Genomic DNA, 18584 nt, shown 5'->3' with positions numbered 1-18584 from the left:
GCCCGCCGTGGCCGGCGAGCCTGGGTGCCGGGGTGGGGAGCAAGCGGGGAAACGGCTGGCCTTCCGGTGCCCTTCTTCTGCAACGAAGACTGGGCCTGTGCATCCATTCCGATGTGGTGCTGCGGGCCTGTCGGGGGTTGGCCGCTATCGGTCCCTAGGGGCAGCTGCCTGCCGTCACTTTGGCCCGGAAATGGGGCATCACCTCTTGTGCAAACAGCTCCAGATTTCGCTTCGTCTGCGCATGCGGCAGGCTGCCGAATTGCATGATGGCGCAGAGATGGCCGATGCCCAGCCGTTGCTCAAACTCCGCCAGGCGCTCACGGACGGTTTCGGGTGAACCCACCAGGAACATGCCGAGCTTGTCGACGGCCTCCAGGGAATGGTTAGCCATCAGCGTTTCGCGGCTGGTGATCAGGAGTGTTTTGAGGGAGGACACCGATGTGTAGCCCGGTGGCAACAACATCTCATTGGTCATGCGCAGAAACCTGTTGAAGAACGCCTCAATATGAGGCTTGGCTTCTCTTCGGGCGATCGCATCGGTTTCTGCCACATAAATGGGCAGGGCCATGCCCAGTTGTTCGGAGCTCGCGGTATAGCCGTACGCCTCGGCGCAGTTCCGGTAGGTGTCCATGAGCCCGCAGGCCACATCGATGTTGCTATACACATTCAGATAGACATATTTCCGTTTGGGATCGGACGCCCAGCGAATCGTTTCCAGGCTGCCTCCGGAGGGAATCCAGACGTCCGGATGGGGCTGTTGGAAAGGACGCGGCCACAGATTCACGTATTGGTAGCTGTAGTGCTTGCCTTCAAATGGAAAGGGACCCTCTTCCGTCCACGCCCGGATGATCAGATCATGCGCTTCATGAAAACGCTCCAGGGAATAGGTGGGATTGACGCCGGTGGCGTGATACTCCACACCAATCCCTCTCACAAAGCCAGCAATGAAGCGCCCGCCGGTGATGTTATCGAGCATGGCGTATTCTTCCGCCACCGTGAGTGGATTGGACAGCAACGGCAACGCCCGCCCCAGGATGCAGATCTTGCCTCGCTTCACGCTTCTGGAAAGCGCCCCCGCCATCACGGCCGGTGTGGGCATCAGGCCATAGGCCGACTGGTGATGCTCGTTGACGCACACGCCATCAAAACCGAGCTCATCGGCTAGTTCCAGCTCATCGAGATAGCGGTTATAGAGCTGATGGCCAATCTGGGGATCGTAATAGCTGTTGGGGAGCACCAGGCTCGCCGAGACATGTTTCTCGACGTAATCCAGATCGAGCGCCCCATAGGGCATCAAATGAAAGGAATAGAACTTCATGCGGATGCCTTGGCCGTGAATGCGTCCAGATGCTCGAGGTAGCGATCGGTGGCTTCCAGCATCGGGAAATGGCCGCAGTCCTTGTAGAGATGGAGCTGGGCGTGGGGAATCATGGCGTGGTAGCCGTGGGCATAGGCCACGGGGAAGAGCCTGTCGTTCTCACCCCATTGAATCATGGTTGGCATCGTCAGCCGATGCAACCACTTGCGTAGATGGGGATTGTGAAAGCGAGGATGCCAGGCCAGTCGCGCCGACATCTGTCTGGCTTTCAGCATCAGTTCGATGTCACGCTCGCTCGATGGCTTCGACCGCATGCTTTCCCTGGCCTGCGGATCAACGATCAGCTGGCCGATGGTGTCGTCCGGGTTCCACAGGAAGGCATCCCCCATCGGGCAGCCGTCAACCCGGATGCCGGCTGCGGCACACAAGCTCAGGCTCTTGAACCGTTGCGGCTGCATCACGGCAATTTCCGCTGCCAGCCAGCCGCCCAGGCAGTGGCCGGCCAGGTGGCATTGCTCGATCTGCAGCGCATCCAGAAAATCGAGGTAAAACAGTGCCAGATCAGCCATGCCGTCGATCCACTCCCCTGACCCCGATGCGCCAAAGCCGGGATGGTCGGGCAGGATCACATCGTGATGCTCCGTGAGCCTGGGAAGCACGCTGTCCCATGACGCTCGTCCATCCATGCCATGCAGCAGTAGGAGCGGTTCACCTTGGCCGCCACGCTGATAGGCGACTTGGCAGCCTCGAATGTCGATGCGATGGTCCGTGACCATGGGCCTACGCGGGCTTGCCGTCATGGGTCAAGTCCCGATAAAGCCGGTGGTGCCGCTCAACTGGATCCTTCCAGGAGAAACGCTTGCAGACGTTCAATCCGTTCCTGACCATGGCCTCCTTGGCGGAGTCTGACATCGTCATGAACCTGTGGATGGCGTTCTCGATGGCCTCGGCGCCCAGTCCGTCGATTCGGATCGCGCAGGCCTCATCGAGGTAGCCACTCATGCCTCCGGCAAAGGAAGCGATCAGGGGTGTGCCGCAGGCCAAGGCCTCGAGTCCAACCAGGCCGAAGGGCTCATGGATGCTGGGGAAGATCACAGCGTCGGCTGCTCGGATGATATGGAACTTGTCATCCCCTGCGGTGAAAGGAATCCGGTGCAAGTGATCGCGATCACGTGCCAGGTCCTCCAGTCGTTGATACAACTCCGGATTCGAGCCGGCCTCTCCCCCCATCACGATCAGATCGACGCCGCTGGGCAACCGGGCATCGAGCAGCCGCCCGACATTCTTCATCGTATCGATGCGCCCGAAATACAGGAGCTTGACAGGGTGATCCCCTGGAAGCTTCTTTTCTTCGAATGGAATCGACAGCACGTCCCCCAGATGGATGCCGTGCGGGATCACCTGTGAATCGTGCGGTCCGTTGAGCCGTGTCTGATCGCTCCGGTTCAGGAAGATGGCCCTGTCCGACGACTGAATGCTTTCGCGTTCCAGTCGTTCAATCTCGGCAACAATCGCCTGGTCGACGGGCGGAGCCGCCATCGACTCTTTGGCCAGATCCTCCAGCAACAGGGTGTAGCTCAATTGGGTTGTGTACACCGATTTGATGTCGCCTCCCCAGTAGCTGGCCAAGGCGTTGCCCACCGCTATGGACGTCCAGTCCTGCAGGTGAATGACATCGGGCCTCCTCAGGTTCTTGATGCCATAGATGATCTGAATCGGGGCATTCATCAGGGTCTGGACAATGAAGTCACTGCCCAGGCCATCCCGGTATCCGCAGGAAAACACCTCGATCTGATCGGTGATCGTCTGATGGCCGTCGTTCGATCGCAAATCCAACACCTGAATCCTGATCGACTCGTCTGCTTTGGCCAGGCCGTCAATGATTTCCTTGACAGAGCTCCCCATGCCGCAGGAGGCCCTGAAGGGGTTGTCACACAGGATGAAGAGGATCTTCATGCGCTGAAGCCAACGGAAACGGGACCCCAAGAGCGGTAATCCCGGCGTTCAGGTGGGAGGTTGTAGGCCAACCGATTCACTCCACCAGCTTCAGGAAGGCGATGGAACCAAGGATCGCACGCAGACCATGGAAGAACGAGGGTGATCCGCTGACAGGTCAAAGGCGATCTCCTGATCGACAGCCCCGCCTGGCGTGCTGAGCGCGCAGGGGCGAGACTGGCCTTCCCCGGCACCTCGCCCGATGCGTTCCCCCCTGGCGGCCCTGTGCACCCTTGCCGCCGCCGGCGCCGCCCTGGCTCTCCCGGCCAACCCCGAGGCCCACGCACAGACCGCCTGGCAGACCTGCCGCTTCAACGGCCGCAGCGAAGCCTGCCTGGTCGCGGGCGGCTCCACCTCGTTCACGGTCACCTACCGCTCCGACGGCAAGCAGATCGAGATGGAGAAGGTGGGCGAGCCCTGGACCTGCGGCCAGGGGGATCGGGAGGAATGCGGCAAGTTGCTGATCAACGAGCCCAGCAATGGCCGCACCACCCTGGCCACCTACCGGCAGACCGCCTCCGCCTTCCTGGTGCGCAGTGAGCGCGGCAACACCTACACGATTCCCTTCTGAATTAGCCTGCGCAGGCTGTGCAGCGCCCGCCTGGATGACCGCTTCAATGCCCGCCCCAACGACCGATCCTGAAGCCCCCAGGCCCCCCTTTCCCCCCTTCGATGCTGAAACGGCGGCAAAGAAAGTGCGCCTGGCTGAGGATGGCTGGAACAGCCGTGATCCGGCCCGGGTGGCGCTGGCCTACAGCCCCGGCAGCGTCTGGCGCAACCGGGCCGAGTTCGTCAGCGGCCGCGCGGCCATCGAGCAGTTTCTGGTCCGCAAATGGGCCCGGGAACTGGACTACCGCCTGATCAAGGAACTCTGGGCGTTCCACGGCCACCGCATCGCCGTGCGTTTCGCCTACGAATGGCACGACGATTCCGGCCACTGGTTCCGCTCCTACGGCAACGAAAACTGGGAGTTCGATGATCAGGGCTTCATGCACACCCGCATAGCCAGCATCAACGACCTGCCGATTCAGGAGAGCGAGAGGAAATACCACTGGCCCCTCGGTCGCCGCCCCGACGGCCATCCGGGCCTGTCCGATCTCGGCCTCTGACGTTCCCAGTCCCCGTTGCCCATCGCCGATGCGAGCGCGCCGGCTGGGGAATCGGTAGGCTCCGCCCAGTGATGCGTGGCGTGGCATGGAGGAGAAACTCGTCTTCGTGAGTGTGGGCGGTACAGCCACGCCGGAGCAGGAATCCTTCGTGCGGTCGATTGAGGATCGCCTGCGCAGTGAATCCCTGATCCCCAAGACCGTCGGCCGCAACACCTTCAGCGCCGATGCACCGCTGAAGGCCATCACCGAGCTGATGGAGAAGTGTTCCGGGATCGTCGTCATCGCCCTGGAGCGCAGTTACTTCCCCTCCGGCCTCGAAAGACGCGGCGGTCCGCGTCAGGGGACTCTGGTGGAGACGAAGCTGCCGACGCCGTGGAACCACATTGAAGCGGCGATGGCCTATGCGAAGCACCTGCCCCTGCTGGTGATCGTGGAAGACGGCTTGAAAGCGGAGGGATTGCTGGAGCAGGGTTACGACTGGTATGTGCAGAAACTTCCTCTGGCCGAGGCGGCCTTGGGCTCCAACGAATTCAACGGCGTGCTCGCCGACTGGAAGGAGAAGGTGCTGGCGCTGGAGCCGGGGCCTGGCTCAGCCGCCCCGTCACCGCCCCCGCCAGTACTGCGGGGGCTGAACCCGGCCGACCTCTCCGTGCTGGAGCTGGTCGGTGCCCTCCGGCCGGTCCAGCTGTGGAGTGTGGCGATCGCCCTGGCCGGCCTGCTGGCGGGGGCCTTCAGCCTCGGCGCCCGCCTTCTCCCGTTCGGTGAACGGCCCAAGCCTGTCCAGGGAGCCCTCAGGCCGGCGCAGGTTCCGGGCGCGGTTGAATGTCCGTGCCGAAGCTTTCCTCCTGGTACACCAGGCCGCAGTTCCGCCTGATCCAGTGGGGATTGGTGCCCCGCTCCTCCACAAGGGAAGGGAGACGATTGCCGTTCCATGCATACCACCGCAGCGGGAATGTCGAGACATCCGACCGCCCGGCCATGGCGTCGTGAATCATGCAATCCGGGATGTAGAGGCCGATGCTCTGGGTGGTGAGAAACCTCAGCAACTCCTGGCAGCCCTTGCGCGTGATGACGAAGGCATGGAGGCAATAGAGCGGCCCCTGCACCACATCGCCCAGCCGATGGGCGGGCCAGGGCCAGGCTCGCTGGCTCAGGCGCGTGAGTGTTCGGGAGCGATTCAACCGCCGAGCCGGATGCAGACGGGGCAGGGCGTCGTACTGAATCTGGGAGCCTAGGAAGAGCAGGTCGAACGTTCGGGGCGTGGTTCTCAGAAAGGCGGGTGCCAGCTGGTGCCACCGGCGGGAGAAGCGGATGTCGTCCTCGAAGATGCAGGCATGGGGATACCCCTGGTCGATGATGTGCTGGAGCAGCGTCAGTTGGGAAACGGCGCAGCCCTGGGCACCAGGCTGGCTGAGAAAGTGCTCCCGATCTGCCAGTTGATCGATGCCGAAATGCCGCAGACTCTCCCGGACGTTTCCCTTCGCCCCATCAAAGGCTGACCAGCGGCGAGCGTCGGTGAATCCGGCCCATTCCAGTTGGCTTCGACTGCTCTCCCATCGCTCCGGCCGGCGATCGAGATTGATCAGAAAGGCAGGGGTGTTCAGTAAGTCCTGCCAGGAGAGTTTGGCCATGCATCAAAGTGGTGCGCAAGCAGGTAGGGACTTCGGCATACGACGATGCATCAATGAGATGCATGTTATCATTGTTAAACGGCTTTTGATTGGCTATTGATGGACGCCCCCGTGCGCCCCGGCCTACGCGACGCTCCCGTACGCAACGCCCCCGCACGCAGCGTCGACTCCCACCCCCTGGTCACGGTCGTTGTCGTCTTCCGCGAGCGGTACAGCGTGGCCACCCGTTCGCTGTGCTCGATCCTCGAGCACCGGGATTACCCCTTCGTCCTCCACTACCTCGACAGCCAGTCCCCGCCCTCGGTGCGCCGGGAGCTGGAGGCGGCCCAGGCCCGCGGCGAGCTGATGCTGTTCCCGGCGGCACCCGGCACCCCCAACCAGCTGCGCAACCAGGCGCTGCGGTCGGTGACGACCAAGTATGTGTGCTTCATCGACAACGATGTGCTCGTCACCAGGGGCTGGATCGAGACCCTGGTGGCCACGGCGGAGCGCACCGGAGCGGGCATTGTTTTCCCCCTCTACCTGATGGGGGAGTTTGAAGCCGATCGCATCCACATGGCCGGCGGCAAGAACCATCTCTCGGAGCAAGACGGCCAGATCGCCTACAACGAAGAGCACCTCTTCGCCAATGCGCCAGCCTCCCGCATCGTTGGTTCTCTGCAGGGGGGCGATTCCGATTTCGGCGAGTTCCATTGCATGCTGCTCAGCATGGCGATGCTCCGGGAAGTGGGCCCCCTCGATGAGGCTTACCTCCAGGTGAATGAGCACATCGACATCGCCATGATGGCCCGGCAGGCGAACTACCGGGTCATCTTCGAGCCGAAGTCCGTTGTCAGCTACGTCTACGCCAACGAGCACTCCCCCTACTGGCTCTGCGACATCGAGCCCTTCCGCCGCCGCTGGAGCCATGAGCTGGCGGCCCGGGATGTGGCCCACCTCTCCAGCAAGTGGAAGCTGCGCTCCCTCCAGAGCATGACCTCCTTCCTCAATCGCCAGATCGGCAGCATGGAGCTGGTCCACCCCCGCACCCAGGCGCCCGCTGTCGCGGATGCCGAGGTCGTGGACAACCACGCCTATCCCTATGTGCACTCCTTTCCTCTGCTGGTGCGGCAGTGCCTGGCCCAGGGCCATTCCCCCCAGGAGATCGCGGCCCTGAACCGGGTGTTCGATGTCGCCGCCGAGCTGCACGGCGGCTCTTTCCGGAGCTCCAAGAAGACCTTCCCGGAGCATCTCGTGCGCACCGCCAGTGTGCTCGTCGTGCACGGCGCCCCCTTCGATCTGGTCAAGGCGTCCCTGCTGCATGCCGTCTACATGGCCAACACCAGCTCCGGCCGGCACCTGGCCCCCACCGAGCGCAACAGGGCCCTGCTGCGCGAGCTGGTGGGCCGCAAGGTGGAGGCCATCGCCCACACCTACGCGGCCGCCAGCGCCGCGGGTCCCCGCGAGGCACCGCCGCCGGCGATCGAGGAACTGCCGATCGTCAGTGCCCAGGCCAGCGTCGTGCGGATCGCCAACGAGATCGAGGACCTCCTCGACCATGCCGCCCTGCTGGAGCGCAAGTCGCTGAAGCAGTTCGCCCGGGTTCACGCTGCCCACGGGCCCGTCGCCGAGGCCTGCGGCTACAGCGCCATGGTGGCGGAGTTCGCCGAGCGCATCCGGTTGGCGGAGCTCGCCCTGGAGCCGGGCTCCCAGGATCCGGCGGCGGAGGCCTGGCTGATCGAGCTGCTGCGGGAGCGCTCCCCCCATCCCCTGCTGGAGTCCCATTCGCTGGCGACGCGCTCGCGCCGGCTGGCGGCCCGCCTCGTGCGCAAGCTCCCCAGACGGGGCGTTCCGCTGCCGCTCAAGCTGGCGGCCAAAAAGGTCCTCAGGCCCTTCGGGCTGGTCTGAACCGGTCCCGCCGGATCGGCCTGAATCGCGCCGGATCAGGCGGGCCCCGCCCCCTGGCGCTCCAGCACCCCCACGCAGCGCCCGCACAGGGTGGGATGGTCGGGGTGCTGGCCGATGTCGCTCTCGTGGTGCCAGCAGCGCTCGCACTTCGTCCCGGCGGCCCGCGCGATCCGCACCCGCACCCCCTCCTCCTCGGTCTCCGCCAGGAGGGTCTCCGCCGGCGGTGGCCCGCCGACCCGCAGGGCCGAGACCAGCAGCCAGTCGGCCAGGTTGTCGACCTCGGGGTGGGGGCTGGCCTCCACCAGGGCCAGGGCCTCCCGCAGGGGACCGGCCTCCGACGCCGCCTCCGCGGCCGTCTCTGCCAGCTCCAGCTGCACCTGGGCCTCAAGGGAAGCGCCCAGTTCCCCCCGGCCCCGGCAGCCCTCCAGCACCCGGTTCACCTGGGCGCGCAGCTCCAGGATCCGCTCCATCGGCGCCAGCAGCTCCGGGGCGGCCCAGCTCTGGGGCACCGTCGGCCAGCCCCGCTCGAACACCGAGGCCTCCGCCACCGGGTAGGGCAGGTTCTGCCAGATGTCCTCGGCCATGTGGCACAGCACCGGCGCGATCAGCCCCGCCAGCCGCTCCACCACCAGGTGCAGCACGGTCTGGCAGCTGCGGCGGCGGGCATCGCCGGCCGCACTCACATAGAGGCGGTCCTTGGCGATGTCGAGGTAGACGTTGGAGAGATCCACCACGCAGAAGTTCTGCAGGGCCTGGAAGAAGCGGTAGAACTCGAAGCGCTCGAAATCGGCACTCACCTCCTCGATCAGGCTGGCGGTGCGCTGCAGCATCCAGCGATCCAGCAGGGGCAGGTCCTCGATGGCCACGGCATGCTCGGCGGGCACGAAATCGTGCAGGTTGCCCAGCAGATAGCGGGCCGTGTTGCGCACCTTGCGGTACACGTCCGCCAGCTGTTTGACGATCCCGGGCCCCAGGGGCACGTCGGCGGAGTAATCCACCGAGCTCACCCACAGCCGCAGCACGTCGGCGCCGTAGGGCGGCTCCTGCTTCTCGTTCTTGCCCCCCTCCACCAACACAACGGGGTCCACCACGTTGCCCAGCGACTTGCTCATCTTGCGGCCCTTCTCATCGAGGGTGAAGCCGTGGGTGAGCACCCGGCGGTAGGGGGCATGGCCGTTCACGGCCACCGAGGTGAGCAGGCTGCTCTGGAACCAGCCGCGGTGCTGGTCGGAGCCCTCCAGATAGAGGTCGGCGGGGCAGCCCAGACCGCGTCCCTCCAGCACGGCGGCCCAGGAGGAGCCCGAGTCGAACCAGACATCCATCGTGTCGGTGCCCTTGCGCCACTGGTCGGCCTGGTCGGCCCAGGCCGGCGGCAGCAGGCCCGCCTCGTCCCGCTCCCACCAGACATCGGCGCCGTGCTCGGCGATCAGCGCTTCGGCGTGGGCCAGGGTGTCGGCGTTGAGCAGCACCTCGCCCGTCTCGCGGTGATAGAAGACCGGGATCGGCACTCCCCAGGAACGCTGGCGGGAGATGCACCAGTCGCCCCGGTCCCGCACCATCGCCTCGATGCGGTTGCGGCCGCTGGACGGCAGCCACTCCACCGCCGCGATCGCCTCCAGGGCCTGGGCCCGGAAGCCGTCCACGGAGGCGAACCACTGTTCGGTGGCCCGGAAGATGGTCGGTTTCTTGGTGCGCCAGTCGTAGGGATAGCGGTGCTCGTAGCGCTGCTCGGCCAGCAGCAGGCCGGCGTCCCGCAGGGCGGTGATGATCGCCGGGTTGGCGTCCTTGAGCACGTTGAGCCCGGCGAAGGGGCCCGCCTCGGCGGTGAGGGTGCCGGCCTCATCCACCGGGCAGAGCACCGGCAGGCCGTACTTGTTGCCGGTGTGGAAGTCATCGACCCCGTGGCCCGGGGCCGTGTGCACCAGGCCGGTGCCGGTCTCGGTGGTGATGTAGTCGCCGCCGATCACCACCGGGCTGGTGCGATCCAGCAGCGGATGGCGGTACTGGATCCCCTCCAGCTGGGCCCCCTTGAGGGTGAGCAGGGGTTCGAGCGGGCGCTCCAGGCTGGTGCGCAGCTGCTCCACCAGCTGGGCGGCCACCACCAGGTAGCGGGGCGTGCCGCCGTTGGTGGTGCCGTCGCGGCAGATGGCGTAATCGAGCTGGCCATTGACCGACACCGCCAGGTTGGCCGGCAGGGTCCAGGGGGTGGTGGTCCAGATGGCCACGAACAGCTGCTCCCGATGGGCCGCATCGGTAGGCCCGGCGATGCCGGCGGCCGCCAGCAGCCCGGCCAGCGGCTCCGGCAGCTCCACCACCGGAAAGGCCACATAGACGCTGGGGGAGGTGTGGCCGTCGGGGTACTCCAGCTCGGCCTCGGCCAGGGCGGTGCGGGAGCTGGGGCTCCAGTGCACCGGTTTGAGGCCCCGGTAGATGTGGCCGGCCAGCACCATCTTTCCGAAGACACCGATCTGGGCCGCCTCATACGACTTCTGAAGCGTCAGGTAGGGCGCGTCCCAGTCGGCCCAGATGCCCCAGCGCCGGAAGCCGCCCTTCTGGGCCTCCACCTGCTCGAGGGCATAGGCGTGGGCCCGGCGCCGCAGGTCGATGGGGGTGAGCTGCCGCCGCTCCTCGCTGCCCAGGCCCTGCAGCACCTTCAGTTCGATCGGCAGGCCGTGGCAGTCCCAGCCCGGCACGAAGCGGGCCCGCCTCCCCTGCAGCAGGGCGTGTTTGTTGATGATGTCCTTGAGGATCTTGTTGAGGGCATGGCCCACGTGCAGGGCGCCGTTGGCGTACGGCGGGCCGTCGTGGAGGGTGAAGGGGGCGCCCGGGTTGCCGCGGCTCAGCCGTCCGTAGAGATCGTGCTCCTTCCAGAAGGCCTGCAGTTCCGGCTCCCGCACCCGGGCGTTGGCCCGCATCGCGAAGGGCGTCTGCAGCAGGTTGAGCGTGTCCTTGTAGGACGCCGGGCTTGCCGTCACGTCGCCGGGGCGCGAGAAGGCTGGATTATCCCGCCTCGCCGAGACCCTCCCCGGCGGCAGCGGTCTCCGGCGGGCTGACGGTCTCCGGTGTCTCCGGCACGGCCTGCTCCAGCAGGGCATCGATCGCCTCGAAGCCGTCCACCACCAGCGGGCCGTCGTCCGGCACCGGCTCCTCGTCCGGTTCAGGTTCCGCGGCTGAGGTTTCGGCCACCTCTGCCACGGCGGCCACCTCCGGGGGATCCGCCTCGGGCCGCACCCAGCGTTTGCTGACGGCGGGGCGGGCGGCACGCCGCTCCGCCACCCAGGCCCCCAGACCGCTGACCACACCACGGGCCAGTTGCAGCAGCTGGGCCAGGGAGGCCCCCAGCTGGCTGAGGCTGGTCTGCCAGCGCTCCCACGACCAGAGCCGCTGCCGCTCCTCCTCGCTCAGCAGGCGCCAGCGGGCCTGGCCCACCTCCACACCGAGGCGCCCGATCAGCAGGCCGCCGCAGAGCACCGCCAGCATCGGGGCGCCCGTGAGCCGCTCGGCGCTGGTGACGAGCACCAGCCCCAGCAGCAACACCACCGCCCCCCACACCGAATCCCTCGCCCGGCTCAGTTCGGAGGCCAGCAGGGGCAGCAGCAGCAGCAGCAGCCCCAGCAGCAGGGCCAGGAAGCCTCCGAGGGTGGCAAGCATGTCCGCGGCGACGTCTCCTCCCATTCTGGGCGGTGACGACCGGGGCGCCGATCCCGCCGAATGGCGCCGGGGAACCTGTCTAGAGTCGAGCCGGCGCCCACCTGGCGGAATTGGTAGACGCGCTGGATTTAGGTTCCAGTGGCTCAGGTCGTGGGGGTTCAAGTCCCCCGGTGGGCATCCCCCCTGATCCGGAACCCCCGACGCGGGAAGAGACGCAGCTGGTGTCTTCGAGGACACACCTACGCTTCTCATCATCAGGATGGCCCCCATGACCCGCCCCTTCCGCCACCTCACGGCGCTTCTCCTGGGCGGGGGGGCACTGCTGACGGCGGCTCCCGCCTGGGCCCTCGAGGAGATCCAGCTCAGCCTGCCCCTGGTCGAGACGCCGTTCACCATCCAGGTCAGGGAGCTCCGGGATCAGCGCAGCCTGCTCTCGGGCAACAGTGATCTGGCCGAGCTCGACCGGGCCACCGACGGGGCGATCGGTCGTCGGCTGGTGGAGGCCTTCCAGACTCCCCTGCCCCTGCCGGTCAAGGCCTTCGCCCAGCAGTCGGTGGGCTCACCCCTGGTCAACCAGGTGCTGCTGCTGCTCTCCTCCCTGGTGGTGGTGGAGGGGGTGTCCCAGCCGATGGACTCCAGCCAGCTGGCGGCCTCGCTGGCGACCAGCCACGCCAAGGGGCAGCTGAACCTGCTGGATGTGCTCGAGGCCCTGCCCGGCAAGAGCGCCTCGGTGGACCTGCAGCAGGTGGTCTTCGCCATCGATCGGCTCACCACCCAGCAGCGCCAGGGCAGTGCCCTGGCCACCACCCTGCCCGCCGCCGGCATCGACCCGGCCCTCGCCCAGGCGGGGTCCCTGGCGGTGAAACGCCAGGAGCTGGCGATCCCCGTGAAGCACCGCCCCGAGCCGCTCCAGGTGGTCACGATCCAGCCGGAGACGGGCGCCAACGGCCGCCTGGTGCTGATCTCCCACGGCCTCTGGGACGACCCCGAAAGCTTCGAGGGCTGGGGCCGGCACCTGGCCAGCCATGGCTACACCGTGCTGCTGCCCCGCCACCCCGGCAGCGACAAGTCCCAGCAGCAGGCGATGCTCTCCGGCAAGATGCCGCCCCCCAGCCCGGAGGATCTGCGGCTGCGGCCGATGGACATGACCTCGGCGATCGATGCGGCCGCGGCCGGCAGCCTGGGTCTGCCGGCGGGGCTCCGCACCGACACCGTGGTGGCGATGGGCCAGTCCTACGGCGCCACCACGGTGCTGCAGCTGGCCGGGGCGCGCCCCAGTGCCGCCCTGCTCAAGCGCTTCTGTGGCGACGTCAGAAATCCGGCCCGCAACGTCAGCTGGGTGCTGCAGTGCAGCTTCATCACCTCCGCCGACCAGGCCGGCCTGGCCGACCCCCGGGTGAGGGCGGTGGTGGCGGTCAGCCCGCCGATGTCGCTGCTGTTCGACCAGGGTTCGGCCCGCGCCATGAACGGCCGGGTGCTGCTGGTGAGCGGCAGCCGCGACTGGGTGGTGCCCTCAGGGCCGGAGGCCCTCCGACCCATGGCCGGGGAAGCCCGCAACGTGGGTGGCGGCCATCGGCTGGTGCTGGCCAGGGATGGCGACCACTTCAACCTGCGCTCCCACTTCGAGAACGGCGGCGGGGCCCTGCGGGGTCTGCTGCTGGCCTGGACCGACGGCGCCTTCGCCGCCGGTGCCGCCGCTGCCCCGGGCCCCAGTGCCCCGCCCCTGCTGCCCCCCGATGGCTGGGGAGACACGGAGTTCCCCCTCGTGGACATCACCACCACCCTCCGCAGCCTGCCGATCACAGGCGAACTGCCGTGAACGCCCCGGTGCCGTCACTGTCGCGCCACCGGTGCGGGTTCCGTAATCTGGGGCCTCCCTCGGGGATCCGGACCTGGCCCAGGCCATGACAGACACGCTGGCACCCACGTCCGCCCCCGTGGCCGCCACCACACCCGTGCCGCGACTCAGTGTCCCCAGGGAGTACCTGGATCCCCCCGCCGCCTGGAACCCCACGGTGGGCCTGTTCCTGGCGGGGTACGGCCTGGCGGCCCTGACGATCTGGGGCTGGTTCGTGGGCGGCTGGCCCCTGCCGGCCCTGCTGGCCCTGGGTTTCCTGGCCCTGCATCTGGAGGGCACCGTCATCCATGACGCCTGCCACAACGCCGCCCATCCCAACCGCATCTGGAACGCGGTGATGGGCCATGGCGCCGCCCTGCTGCTGGGCTTCAGCTTCCCGGTCTTCACCCGGGTGCATCTGCAGCACCACGCCCACGTCAATGACCCCAAGCTCGATCCCGACCACATCGTCAGCACCTTCGGGCCCCTGTGGTTGATCGCACCGCGCTTCTTCTATCACGAAGTCTTCTTCTTCCGCCATCGCCTCTGGCGCCACAACGAGCTGTTCGAATGGATCCTGGCCCGCACCATCTTCGTCCTGATCGTGGTGGCGGCCGCCCGGCATAACTTCCTGCCGTTCGTCTTCAACTGCTGGTTCGCTCCGGCCCTGATGGTGGGCGTCACCCTCGGTCTGTTCTTCGACTATCTCCCCCACCGACCCTTCCAGTCCCGCAACCGCTGGCACAACGCCCGCGTCTATCCCAGCAGGCTGATGAACTGGCTGATCATGGGCCAGAACTATCACCTGATCCACCACCTCTGGCCGTCGATCCCCTGGTTCGAATATCAGCCGGCGTATCACGCCACAAAGCCGATTCTTGATGCCAAGGGTTCGCCCCAGCGGCTCGGGCTGTTCGAGAGCCGCGCCGACAGCCTCAACTTCCTCTACGACATCTTCCTCGGCGTGCGCTCCCATAAAAAGCGCCGCAGCCGTCTGCGCCCCCTGGTCCGGCTGATGCCCACCCGCCATGCCCGGCGGCGGGTGCTTGAACTGCTGCACCGCACCGCCATCGCGCCCGTGCGCTAGTCGCCCAGGATCCTGGGTACGCGGAAGAAATCGCCCTCCCGCTGGGGCGCCAGGGAGAGCAGCTCCTCCCGCACCGGGGTGGGGTCCACCGCGTCGGGCCGGGTCACATTGACCACCTCCACGGCCCGGGTGGTCGGCGGCACCCCTTCGGTGTCCACCTGCTCGAGGTGGGCGACGTAATCGAGGATCCGCTCCAGCTGAACGGTGTAGGTGGCGATCCGCTCCTCGGGCAGGGCCAGGCGGGCCAGCTGGGCCACCTTGCGGACATCGTCGGCCGTGATCCGCTCCATCGTCGCGCTCGTCATCGTCGTCCGAACCTAGCCGCGGCCCTCGCCGCCTCAGCCGGCCTCCCCGTCCGGCCCCAGGAAGTCGGCCAGGTCGTCGGCCAGGGCCGCCGCCGCCAGCTCCAGGAAGCGGGCCCCGTCCTCGGCGCTGGCCAGGAACGGGTCGGAGCCCATGCGGCCGTCGGGGTGGCGGCGGCGGAAGTCCTCGGGGCCGTGAATCGGTCCGGCGGGGGCCGCCTCCGGCAGGGGCCGCTGCTTGGCGGTGAGGCTGGGCTCCAGGTGCAGGGTGAGGGCGATCTCGCTGGGGGTGGCATGGTGCCCCTCCCGCTCGCCATAGCGATCGCGGGCCTCCCGCATCACCGGGCCGGCGGTGAACCAGTTGGCCAGACGGCAGCGCAGCCGCTCGGCGCCAGGCAGCCCGCGGGAGGCGGCCGTGCCGTAGGCCTGGGCGAAGGCGGCCCGGGCGGTGGCGATGTTGCCGCCGTGGCCGTTGATCACGTAGATGCGCTCGAAGCCGTGGCGCGCCAGCGAGAGCACCACGTCATGGAGCACGGCCAGCAGGGTGGAGGGCTGCAGGCTGATGGTGCCGGCGAAGCCCAGATGGTGTTCGGCCATGCCGAAGGCCTGGGCGGGGGTCACCAGCACCCCGGTGCGGCGACCCACCTCCAGGGCCACGGCCTCGGCGGTGAGGGCGTCGGTGCCGATGGCGCCGGTGGGCCCGTGCTGCTCGGTGGAGCCCAGCGGCACGATCACCCCCCGGCAGCGGCTCAGGTAGTCCTCCACCTCGGGCCAGCTGCGCAGCTGCAGCCGGATCGCCTCGGTGCTGGCGACGGGGCCCGGAACCGTGCTGGGGCCTGGGGCGGTGCTGGGCATCGATCGGGTCATGGTGAACATGGCGGCCGGCGCCGTGCTGCCTAGGATCGACCCTATCCGCGGCGTCACGATGCTGCATCGCAAGCTCGACCGATTTCGGCTCGAACAGCGGCCGGTCTGGGTCTATCTGGTCGACCAGCAGCGCCTGATCGAGAGGGCCCTGGTGGTGGAGATCGAGGGTGACCTGGTCACCCTCCGCTACGACGACGAGGACGGTGATGAGCGCCACAGCTGGGAGGAGAGCGTCCGGCTGGCCTCGATCGGTGCGGTCAGCACCCGCCTGGCCTCGGTGAGCCGTTCCGCCGATGCCGACGACCTGCCCACCACCGGCGATTGTCCCGAGGCCGAACGGCTCGGCCGTTCCTGATCCCTGGCTCAGTGGGCGGTGCCGTTGCCGTCGTAGTCGTCGGTGTCGTAGTAGCCGCCCTTGGTGCCGAAGAACAGGGTGGTGAGCACGAACAGGCCGCTGACGGCCAGCAGGACGGTGCCGAGGTTGAAGCTGGCGGTTTCCATGGTTGATCCGTTGATCGGCGGGCCCGTTGCGACTCTGGGCTGCCACCACTGTGGCCCCGCGCTGCCCCCTCGGCGGGCCTGGCGTGACCACGGTTCGCTTCCTCGCACCATTCCGCTGCGGTGCTGTCTGTGAACGCCCCTGAGGCCGCCGCCCTCCAACCGTCCTTCTTCGCCCGCCCCGCCGAGCTGGTGGCTCCGGAGCTCATCGGCGGCCTGCTGCTGCGGCGCCTGCCGTCCGGCGCCCTGCTGTGGGGCGTGATCGTCGAAACCGAGGCCTACTGCCAGAGCGAGCCGGCCTGCCACGGCCACCGCCGCCGCTCGGCGAGCAACGACACCCTCTTCGGGGAGCCCGGCCGCTTCTACGTGTACCTGACCTACGGCGTGCACCATTGCGTCAACGTGGTCACCGGCCGGCGCGACTGGGCCAACGGGGTGCTGCTGCGGGCGGTCGCCCTGCCGGGGGCACCGGAGCGGGCGGCGGCAGGCCCCGGGCTGCTGGCCCGCTGCTTCGCCATCGACCGCCGTCAGGACGGCCGGATCGCCGCGCCGGCCTCGGGCCTGTGGCTGGCCGCGCGGCCGCCCGCGCTGGCGGCGCTGCTGGAGGAGCCGGGGCCGGCGGAAGCCGCGCCACTGCTGCAGACCCAGCGCATCGGCGTCTCCCAGGGGCAGGAGCTGCTCTGGCGCTGGTACCTGCGTGCCAGCCGCAGCGTCAGCCGGCGGGCCCGCGGCGACCGCACGCCCCGACACGACCGGCTCGCCTCCCTGCTGGCCTCTACGGTTGGGGCGTTCGACGGGAGCAGAACGCCTTGAGCGGCTGGAGTCACCGCCACGTGCTCGACCTGGCGTCCTTCTCGGTCGACGACTTCGCCACCGTTCTCGAACTGGCCCAGCGCTTCCGGGCCCTGCCCGTGGCTGGGGCGCGCCGCCTGCCCGCCCTGCAGGGCCGGCTGATGACCAGCCTGTTCTTCGAGCCCAGCACCCGCACCCGCAGCAGCTTCGAGCTGGCCGCCAAACGGCTCTCGGCCGAGGTGCAGAGCTTCTCGCCGTCGTCGAGCTCCCTCAGCAAGGGGGAGAGCCTGCTGGACACCGCCCGCACCTACGTGGCCATGGGCGCCAACATCCTGGTGGTGCGCCACCGCTGCGCCGGGGTGCCCCACAGCCTCGCCCGCGACCTCGACCGGTGCGGGGAGAAAGTGTCGGTGCTCAGCGCCGGTGATGGCCTGCACAGCCATCCCAGCCAGGGCCTGCTCGACCTGTTCACCCTGGCGCGCCACTTCGAACCCGAGGCCCCCTCCCCCGAGAGCCTGCGGGGCCGCCGCATCGTCATCGTCGGCGACGTGCTCCATTCCCGGGTGGCCCGCTCCAACCTCTGGGCCCTCACCGCCTGCGGCGCCGACGTGGTGCTCTGCGGGCCGGCCACCCTGCTGCCCGATTGCTTCGCCGACTTCGTGCTGGCCCCGCCGCCGGGCCAGGGGGCCGACCCGGTGGCCGCCCGGGGCCGGGTGCGGGTCGAGCGGCGCCTGGAGGAGGCCCTGCCCGGCGCCGATGCCGTCATGACCCTGCGCCTGCAGAAGGAGCGGATGCAGCAGCACCTGCTCACCAGCCTGGACACCTACCATCGCCAGTACGGCCTCAGCCACCGGCGCCTGTCCCTCTGCGGTGACGCCGTGCCGGTGCTGCACCCGGGCCCGGTGAACCGGGGGGTGGAGATCGCCGGCGAGCTGCTCGACGATCCCGGCCGCAGCCTGGTGGAGGAGCAGGTCCGCAACGGCATTCCGATCCGGATGGCCCTGCTCTATCTGCTCGCCGCCGTCTGAGGGCTCAGCCGGCCTGAGGGCTGTGTCGACCCCTCAGAGCAGCTTGAAGCCATCCAGCAGCAGGCCGTAGAGCAGACCCATGCGGGCCATGTCCAGCACCTGCAGCCGCAGCTTCAGCGGCTGGGCCAGCAGCCGGCCCCGCAGCCGCGCCGCCAGCTCGATGGCCAGGACGCACACCAGGGCGCCGAGGGGATCGAACAGGGAGAGGGCGCCGGTGATCGAGCCGACGCTGCCGCCGATCACGAATCCGCCCAGCAGCACGATCAGCAGCAGGGAAAGGCGACGCCAGGGGTTCTGGGCCCAGGCCTCCAGCAGGTTGCCGGACTGGGTGATCCGCTGCTGGAAGCGGGTCTGCTGGAAGCGGGGAGGCAACGGTGCGAACCTGCCGCTGGGTGGAAAGGGGAGCAGGGGGCTCACCACCCAAGGGTGGAAAGCCGCTGGCGGTGATCCCCATCACCCGGCCCAATCCCTGCGATCTCTTGTCTACACCATCTCTGGCGTCTTGACAGCATTTTCCCCCCACCGATAGGGGATGCCAATAAAAAAGCCCGAGGCCGAGGCCCGGGCGGGGTGATGGGGACG

At 68.0% G+C, this 18584-nt stretch carries 19 protein-coding genes and 1 tRNA gene; 10 read left to right on the top strand and 10 right to left on the bottom strand.

From position 1 onward, the window contains the following. Window positions 1-154: 154 nt before the first annotated feature. The 3 genes from VB738_RS07885 to VB738_RS07875 are packed head-to-tail and all read right to left on the bottom strand — an operon-like array spanning window position 155 to window position 3274. Complete coding sequence (locus VB738_RS07885) at window positions 155-1318, bottom strand: LLM class flavin-dependent oxidoreductase (protein WP_323305226.1); 1164 nt, start codon at window positions 1316-1318, stop codon at window positions 155-157. Next, window positions 1315-2094: an alpha/beta fold hydrolase gene (locus tag VB738_RS07880; protein WP_323305225.1), complete on the bottom strand. Its 780-nt coding sequence runs from the start codon at window positions 2092-2094 to the stop codon at window positions 1315-1317. Before VB738_RS07880 ends, VB738_RS07885 begins: the two co-directional genes overlap by 4 nt. A gap of 4 nt (window positions 2095-2098) precedes the next feature. After that, on the bottom strand, window positions 2099-3274 hold the full coding sequence (locus VB738_RS07875) for a glycosyltransferase family 4 protein (protein ID WP_323305224.1): 1176 nt from the start codon (window positions 3272-3274) through the stop codon (window positions 2099-2101). 241 nt (window positions 3275-3515) lie between these two features. Between VB738_RS07875 and VB738_RS07870 the strand changes: the two genes are divergently transcribed. The 3 genes from VB738_RS07870 (at window position 3516) to VB738_RS07860 (ending at window position 5296) form a co-directional block, all read left to right on the top strand. Beyond that, complete coding sequence (locus VB738_RS07870; protein ID WP_323305223.1) at window positions 3516-3884, top strand: hypothetical protein; 369 nt, start codon at window positions 3516-3518, stop codon at window positions 3882-3884. A 46-nt stretch (window positions 3885-3930) separates the two neighbouring features. After that, window positions 3931-4422: a nuclear transport factor 2 family protein gene (locus tag VB738_RS07865; RefSeq protein ID WP_323305222.1), complete on the top strand. Its 492-nt coding sequence runs from the start codon at window positions 3931-3933 to the stop codon at window positions 4420-4422. An 85-nt stretch (window positions 4423-4507) separates the two neighbouring features. After that, window positions 4508-5296 carry a hypothetical protein gene (locus VB738_RS07860; protein ID WP_323305221.1) on the top strand — a complete coding sequence of 263 codons (789 nt, stop codon included), beginning with the start codon at window positions 4508-4510 and terminating at the stop codon, window positions 5294-5296. On the opposite strand, the gene VB738_RS07855 is transcribed toward VB738_RS07860, so the two are convergent. After that, window positions 5214-6053 (bottom strand): glycosyltransferase family 25 protein, encoded by an 840-nt coding sequence (locus VB738_RS07855; protein ID WP_323305220.1) that lies wholly within the window; start codon window positions 6051-6053, stop codon window positions 5214-5216. The genes VB738_RS07860 and VB738_RS07855 overlap by 83 nt on opposite strands. A gap of 99 nt (window positions 6054-6152) precedes the next feature. Here VB738_RS07855 and VB738_RS07850 point away from each other — a divergent pair, with 99 nt between their 5' ends. Beyond that, window positions 6153-7940, top strand: a complete 1788-nt coding sequence (locus tag VB738_RS07850) for a glycosyltransferase family 2 protein (protein ID WP_323305219.1) — start codon at window positions 6153-6155, stop codon at window positions 7938-7940. 35 nt (window positions 7941-7975) lie between these two features. On the opposite strand, the gene ileS is transcribed toward VB738_RS07850, so the two are convergent. Beyond that, entirely contained in the window at window positions 7976-10915 is a 2940-nt protein-coding gene (ileS, locus tag VB738_RS07845; protein ID WP_323305218.1) for an isoleucine--tRNA ligase, read from the bottom strand. 25 nt (window positions 10916-10940) lie between these two features. After that, window positions 10941-11591, bottom strand: a complete 651-nt coding sequence (locus tag VB738_RS07840) for a Ycf66 family protein (protein ID WP_323305217.1) — start codon at window positions 11589-11591, stop codon at window positions 10941-10943. Between the two features lie 95 nt (window positions 11592-11686). Here VB738_RS07840 and VB738_RS07835 point away from each other — a divergent pair. The 3 genes from VB738_RS07835 (at window position 11687) to crtR (ending at window position 14515) form a co-directional block, all read left to right on the top strand. Further along, window positions 11687-11768, top strand: a tRNA-Leu gene (locus tag VB738_RS07835). 91 nt (window positions 11769-11859) lie between these two features. Next, on the top strand, window positions 11860-13410 hold the full coding sequence (locus VB738_RS07830; protein ID WP_323305216.1) for an alpha/beta hydrolase family protein: 1551 nt from the start codon (window positions 11860-11862) through the stop codon (window positions 13408-13410). Window positions 13411-13495: 85 nt separating this feature from the next. Beyond that, complete coding sequence (crtR, locus tag VB738_RS07825; RefSeq protein ID WP_323305215.1) at window positions 13496-14515, top strand: beta-carotene hydroxylase; 1020 nt, start codon at window positions 13496-13498, stop codon at window positions 14513-14515. Here crtR and gatC read toward each other — a convergent pair. Together gatC and VB738_RS07815 are read right to left on the bottom strand one after the other, a co-directional pair. After that, entirely contained in the window at window positions 14512-14805 is a 294-nt protein-coding gene (gene gatC, locus VB738_RS07820; RefSeq protein ID WP_254947933.1) for an Asp-tRNA(Asn)/Glu-tRNA(Gln) amidotransferase subunit GatC, read from the bottom strand. The two genes, crtR and gatC, sit on opposite strands and share 4 nt — an antisense overlap. A 48-nt stretch (window positions 14806-14853) precedes the next feature. Then, a complete protein-coding gene (locus tag VB738_RS07815) occupies window positions 14854-15672 on the bottom strand; it encodes a creatininase family protein (RefSeq protein WP_416233165.1) in 819 nt (272 codons plus the stop codon). 70 nt (window positions 15673-15742) lie between these two features. Between VB738_RS07815 and VB738_RS07810 the strand changes: the two genes are divergently transcribed. Continuing rightward, window positions 15743-16039 carry a DUF6679 family protein gene (locus VB738_RS07810; RefSeq protein WP_323305214.1) on the top strand — a complete coding sequence of 99 codons (297 nt, stop codon included), beginning with the start codon at window positions 15743-15745 and terminating at the stop codon, window positions 16037-16039. Window positions 16040-16047: 8 nt separating this feature from the next. Here VB738_RS07810 and VB738_RS07805 read toward each other — a convergent pair whose 3' ends face one another. Next, window positions 16048-16185, bottom strand: coding sequence for a hypothetical protein (locus tag VB738_RS07805; protein ID WP_015109478.1), 138 nt, complete (start codon window positions 16183-16185; stop codon window positions 16048-16050). Between the two features lie 129 nt (window positions 16186-16314). On the opposite strand from VB738_RS07805, the gene VB738_RS07800 reads away from it, so the two are divergent. Further along, window positions 16315-16995 (top strand): DNA-3-methyladenine glycosylase, encoded by a 681-nt coding sequence (locus VB738_RS07800; RefSeq protein WP_323305213.1) that lies wholly within the window; start codon window positions 16315-16317, stop codon window positions 16993-16995. Continuing rightward, the gene (locus VB738_RS07795) at window positions 16992-18002 is read left to right on the top strand and encodes an aspartate carbamoyltransferase catalytic subunit (protein ID WP_323305212.1); all 1011 of its coding nucleotides are present in this window, start codon (window positions 16992-16994) and stop codon (window positions 18000-18002) included. The genes VB738_RS07800 and VB738_RS07795 overlap by 4 nt, the downstream gene beginning before the upstream one ends. A 33-nt stretch (window positions 18003-18035) precedes the next feature. Here the strand turns inward: VB738_RS07795 and VB738_RS07790 are convergent, their stop codons facing one another. Then, window positions 18036-18374 carry a DUF565 domain-containing protein gene (locus VB738_RS07790; protein WP_323305211.1) on the bottom strand — a complete coding sequence of 113 codons (339 nt, stop codon included), beginning with the start codon at window positions 18372-18374 and terminating at the stop codon, window positions 18036-18038. Window positions 18375-18584 lie beyond the last annotated feature (210 nt).

The organism is Cyanobium gracile UHCC 0139 (genome assembly GCF_034931325.1).
Taxonomy (GTDB): domain Bacteria; phylum Cyanobacteriota; class Cyanobacteriia; order PCC-6307; family Cyanobiaceae; genus Cyanobium; species Cyanobium gracile_B.
The sequence above is the reverse complement of the archived record's forward strand: the minus strand, read 5'-3'. Positions and strand labels throughout refer to the sequence as shown.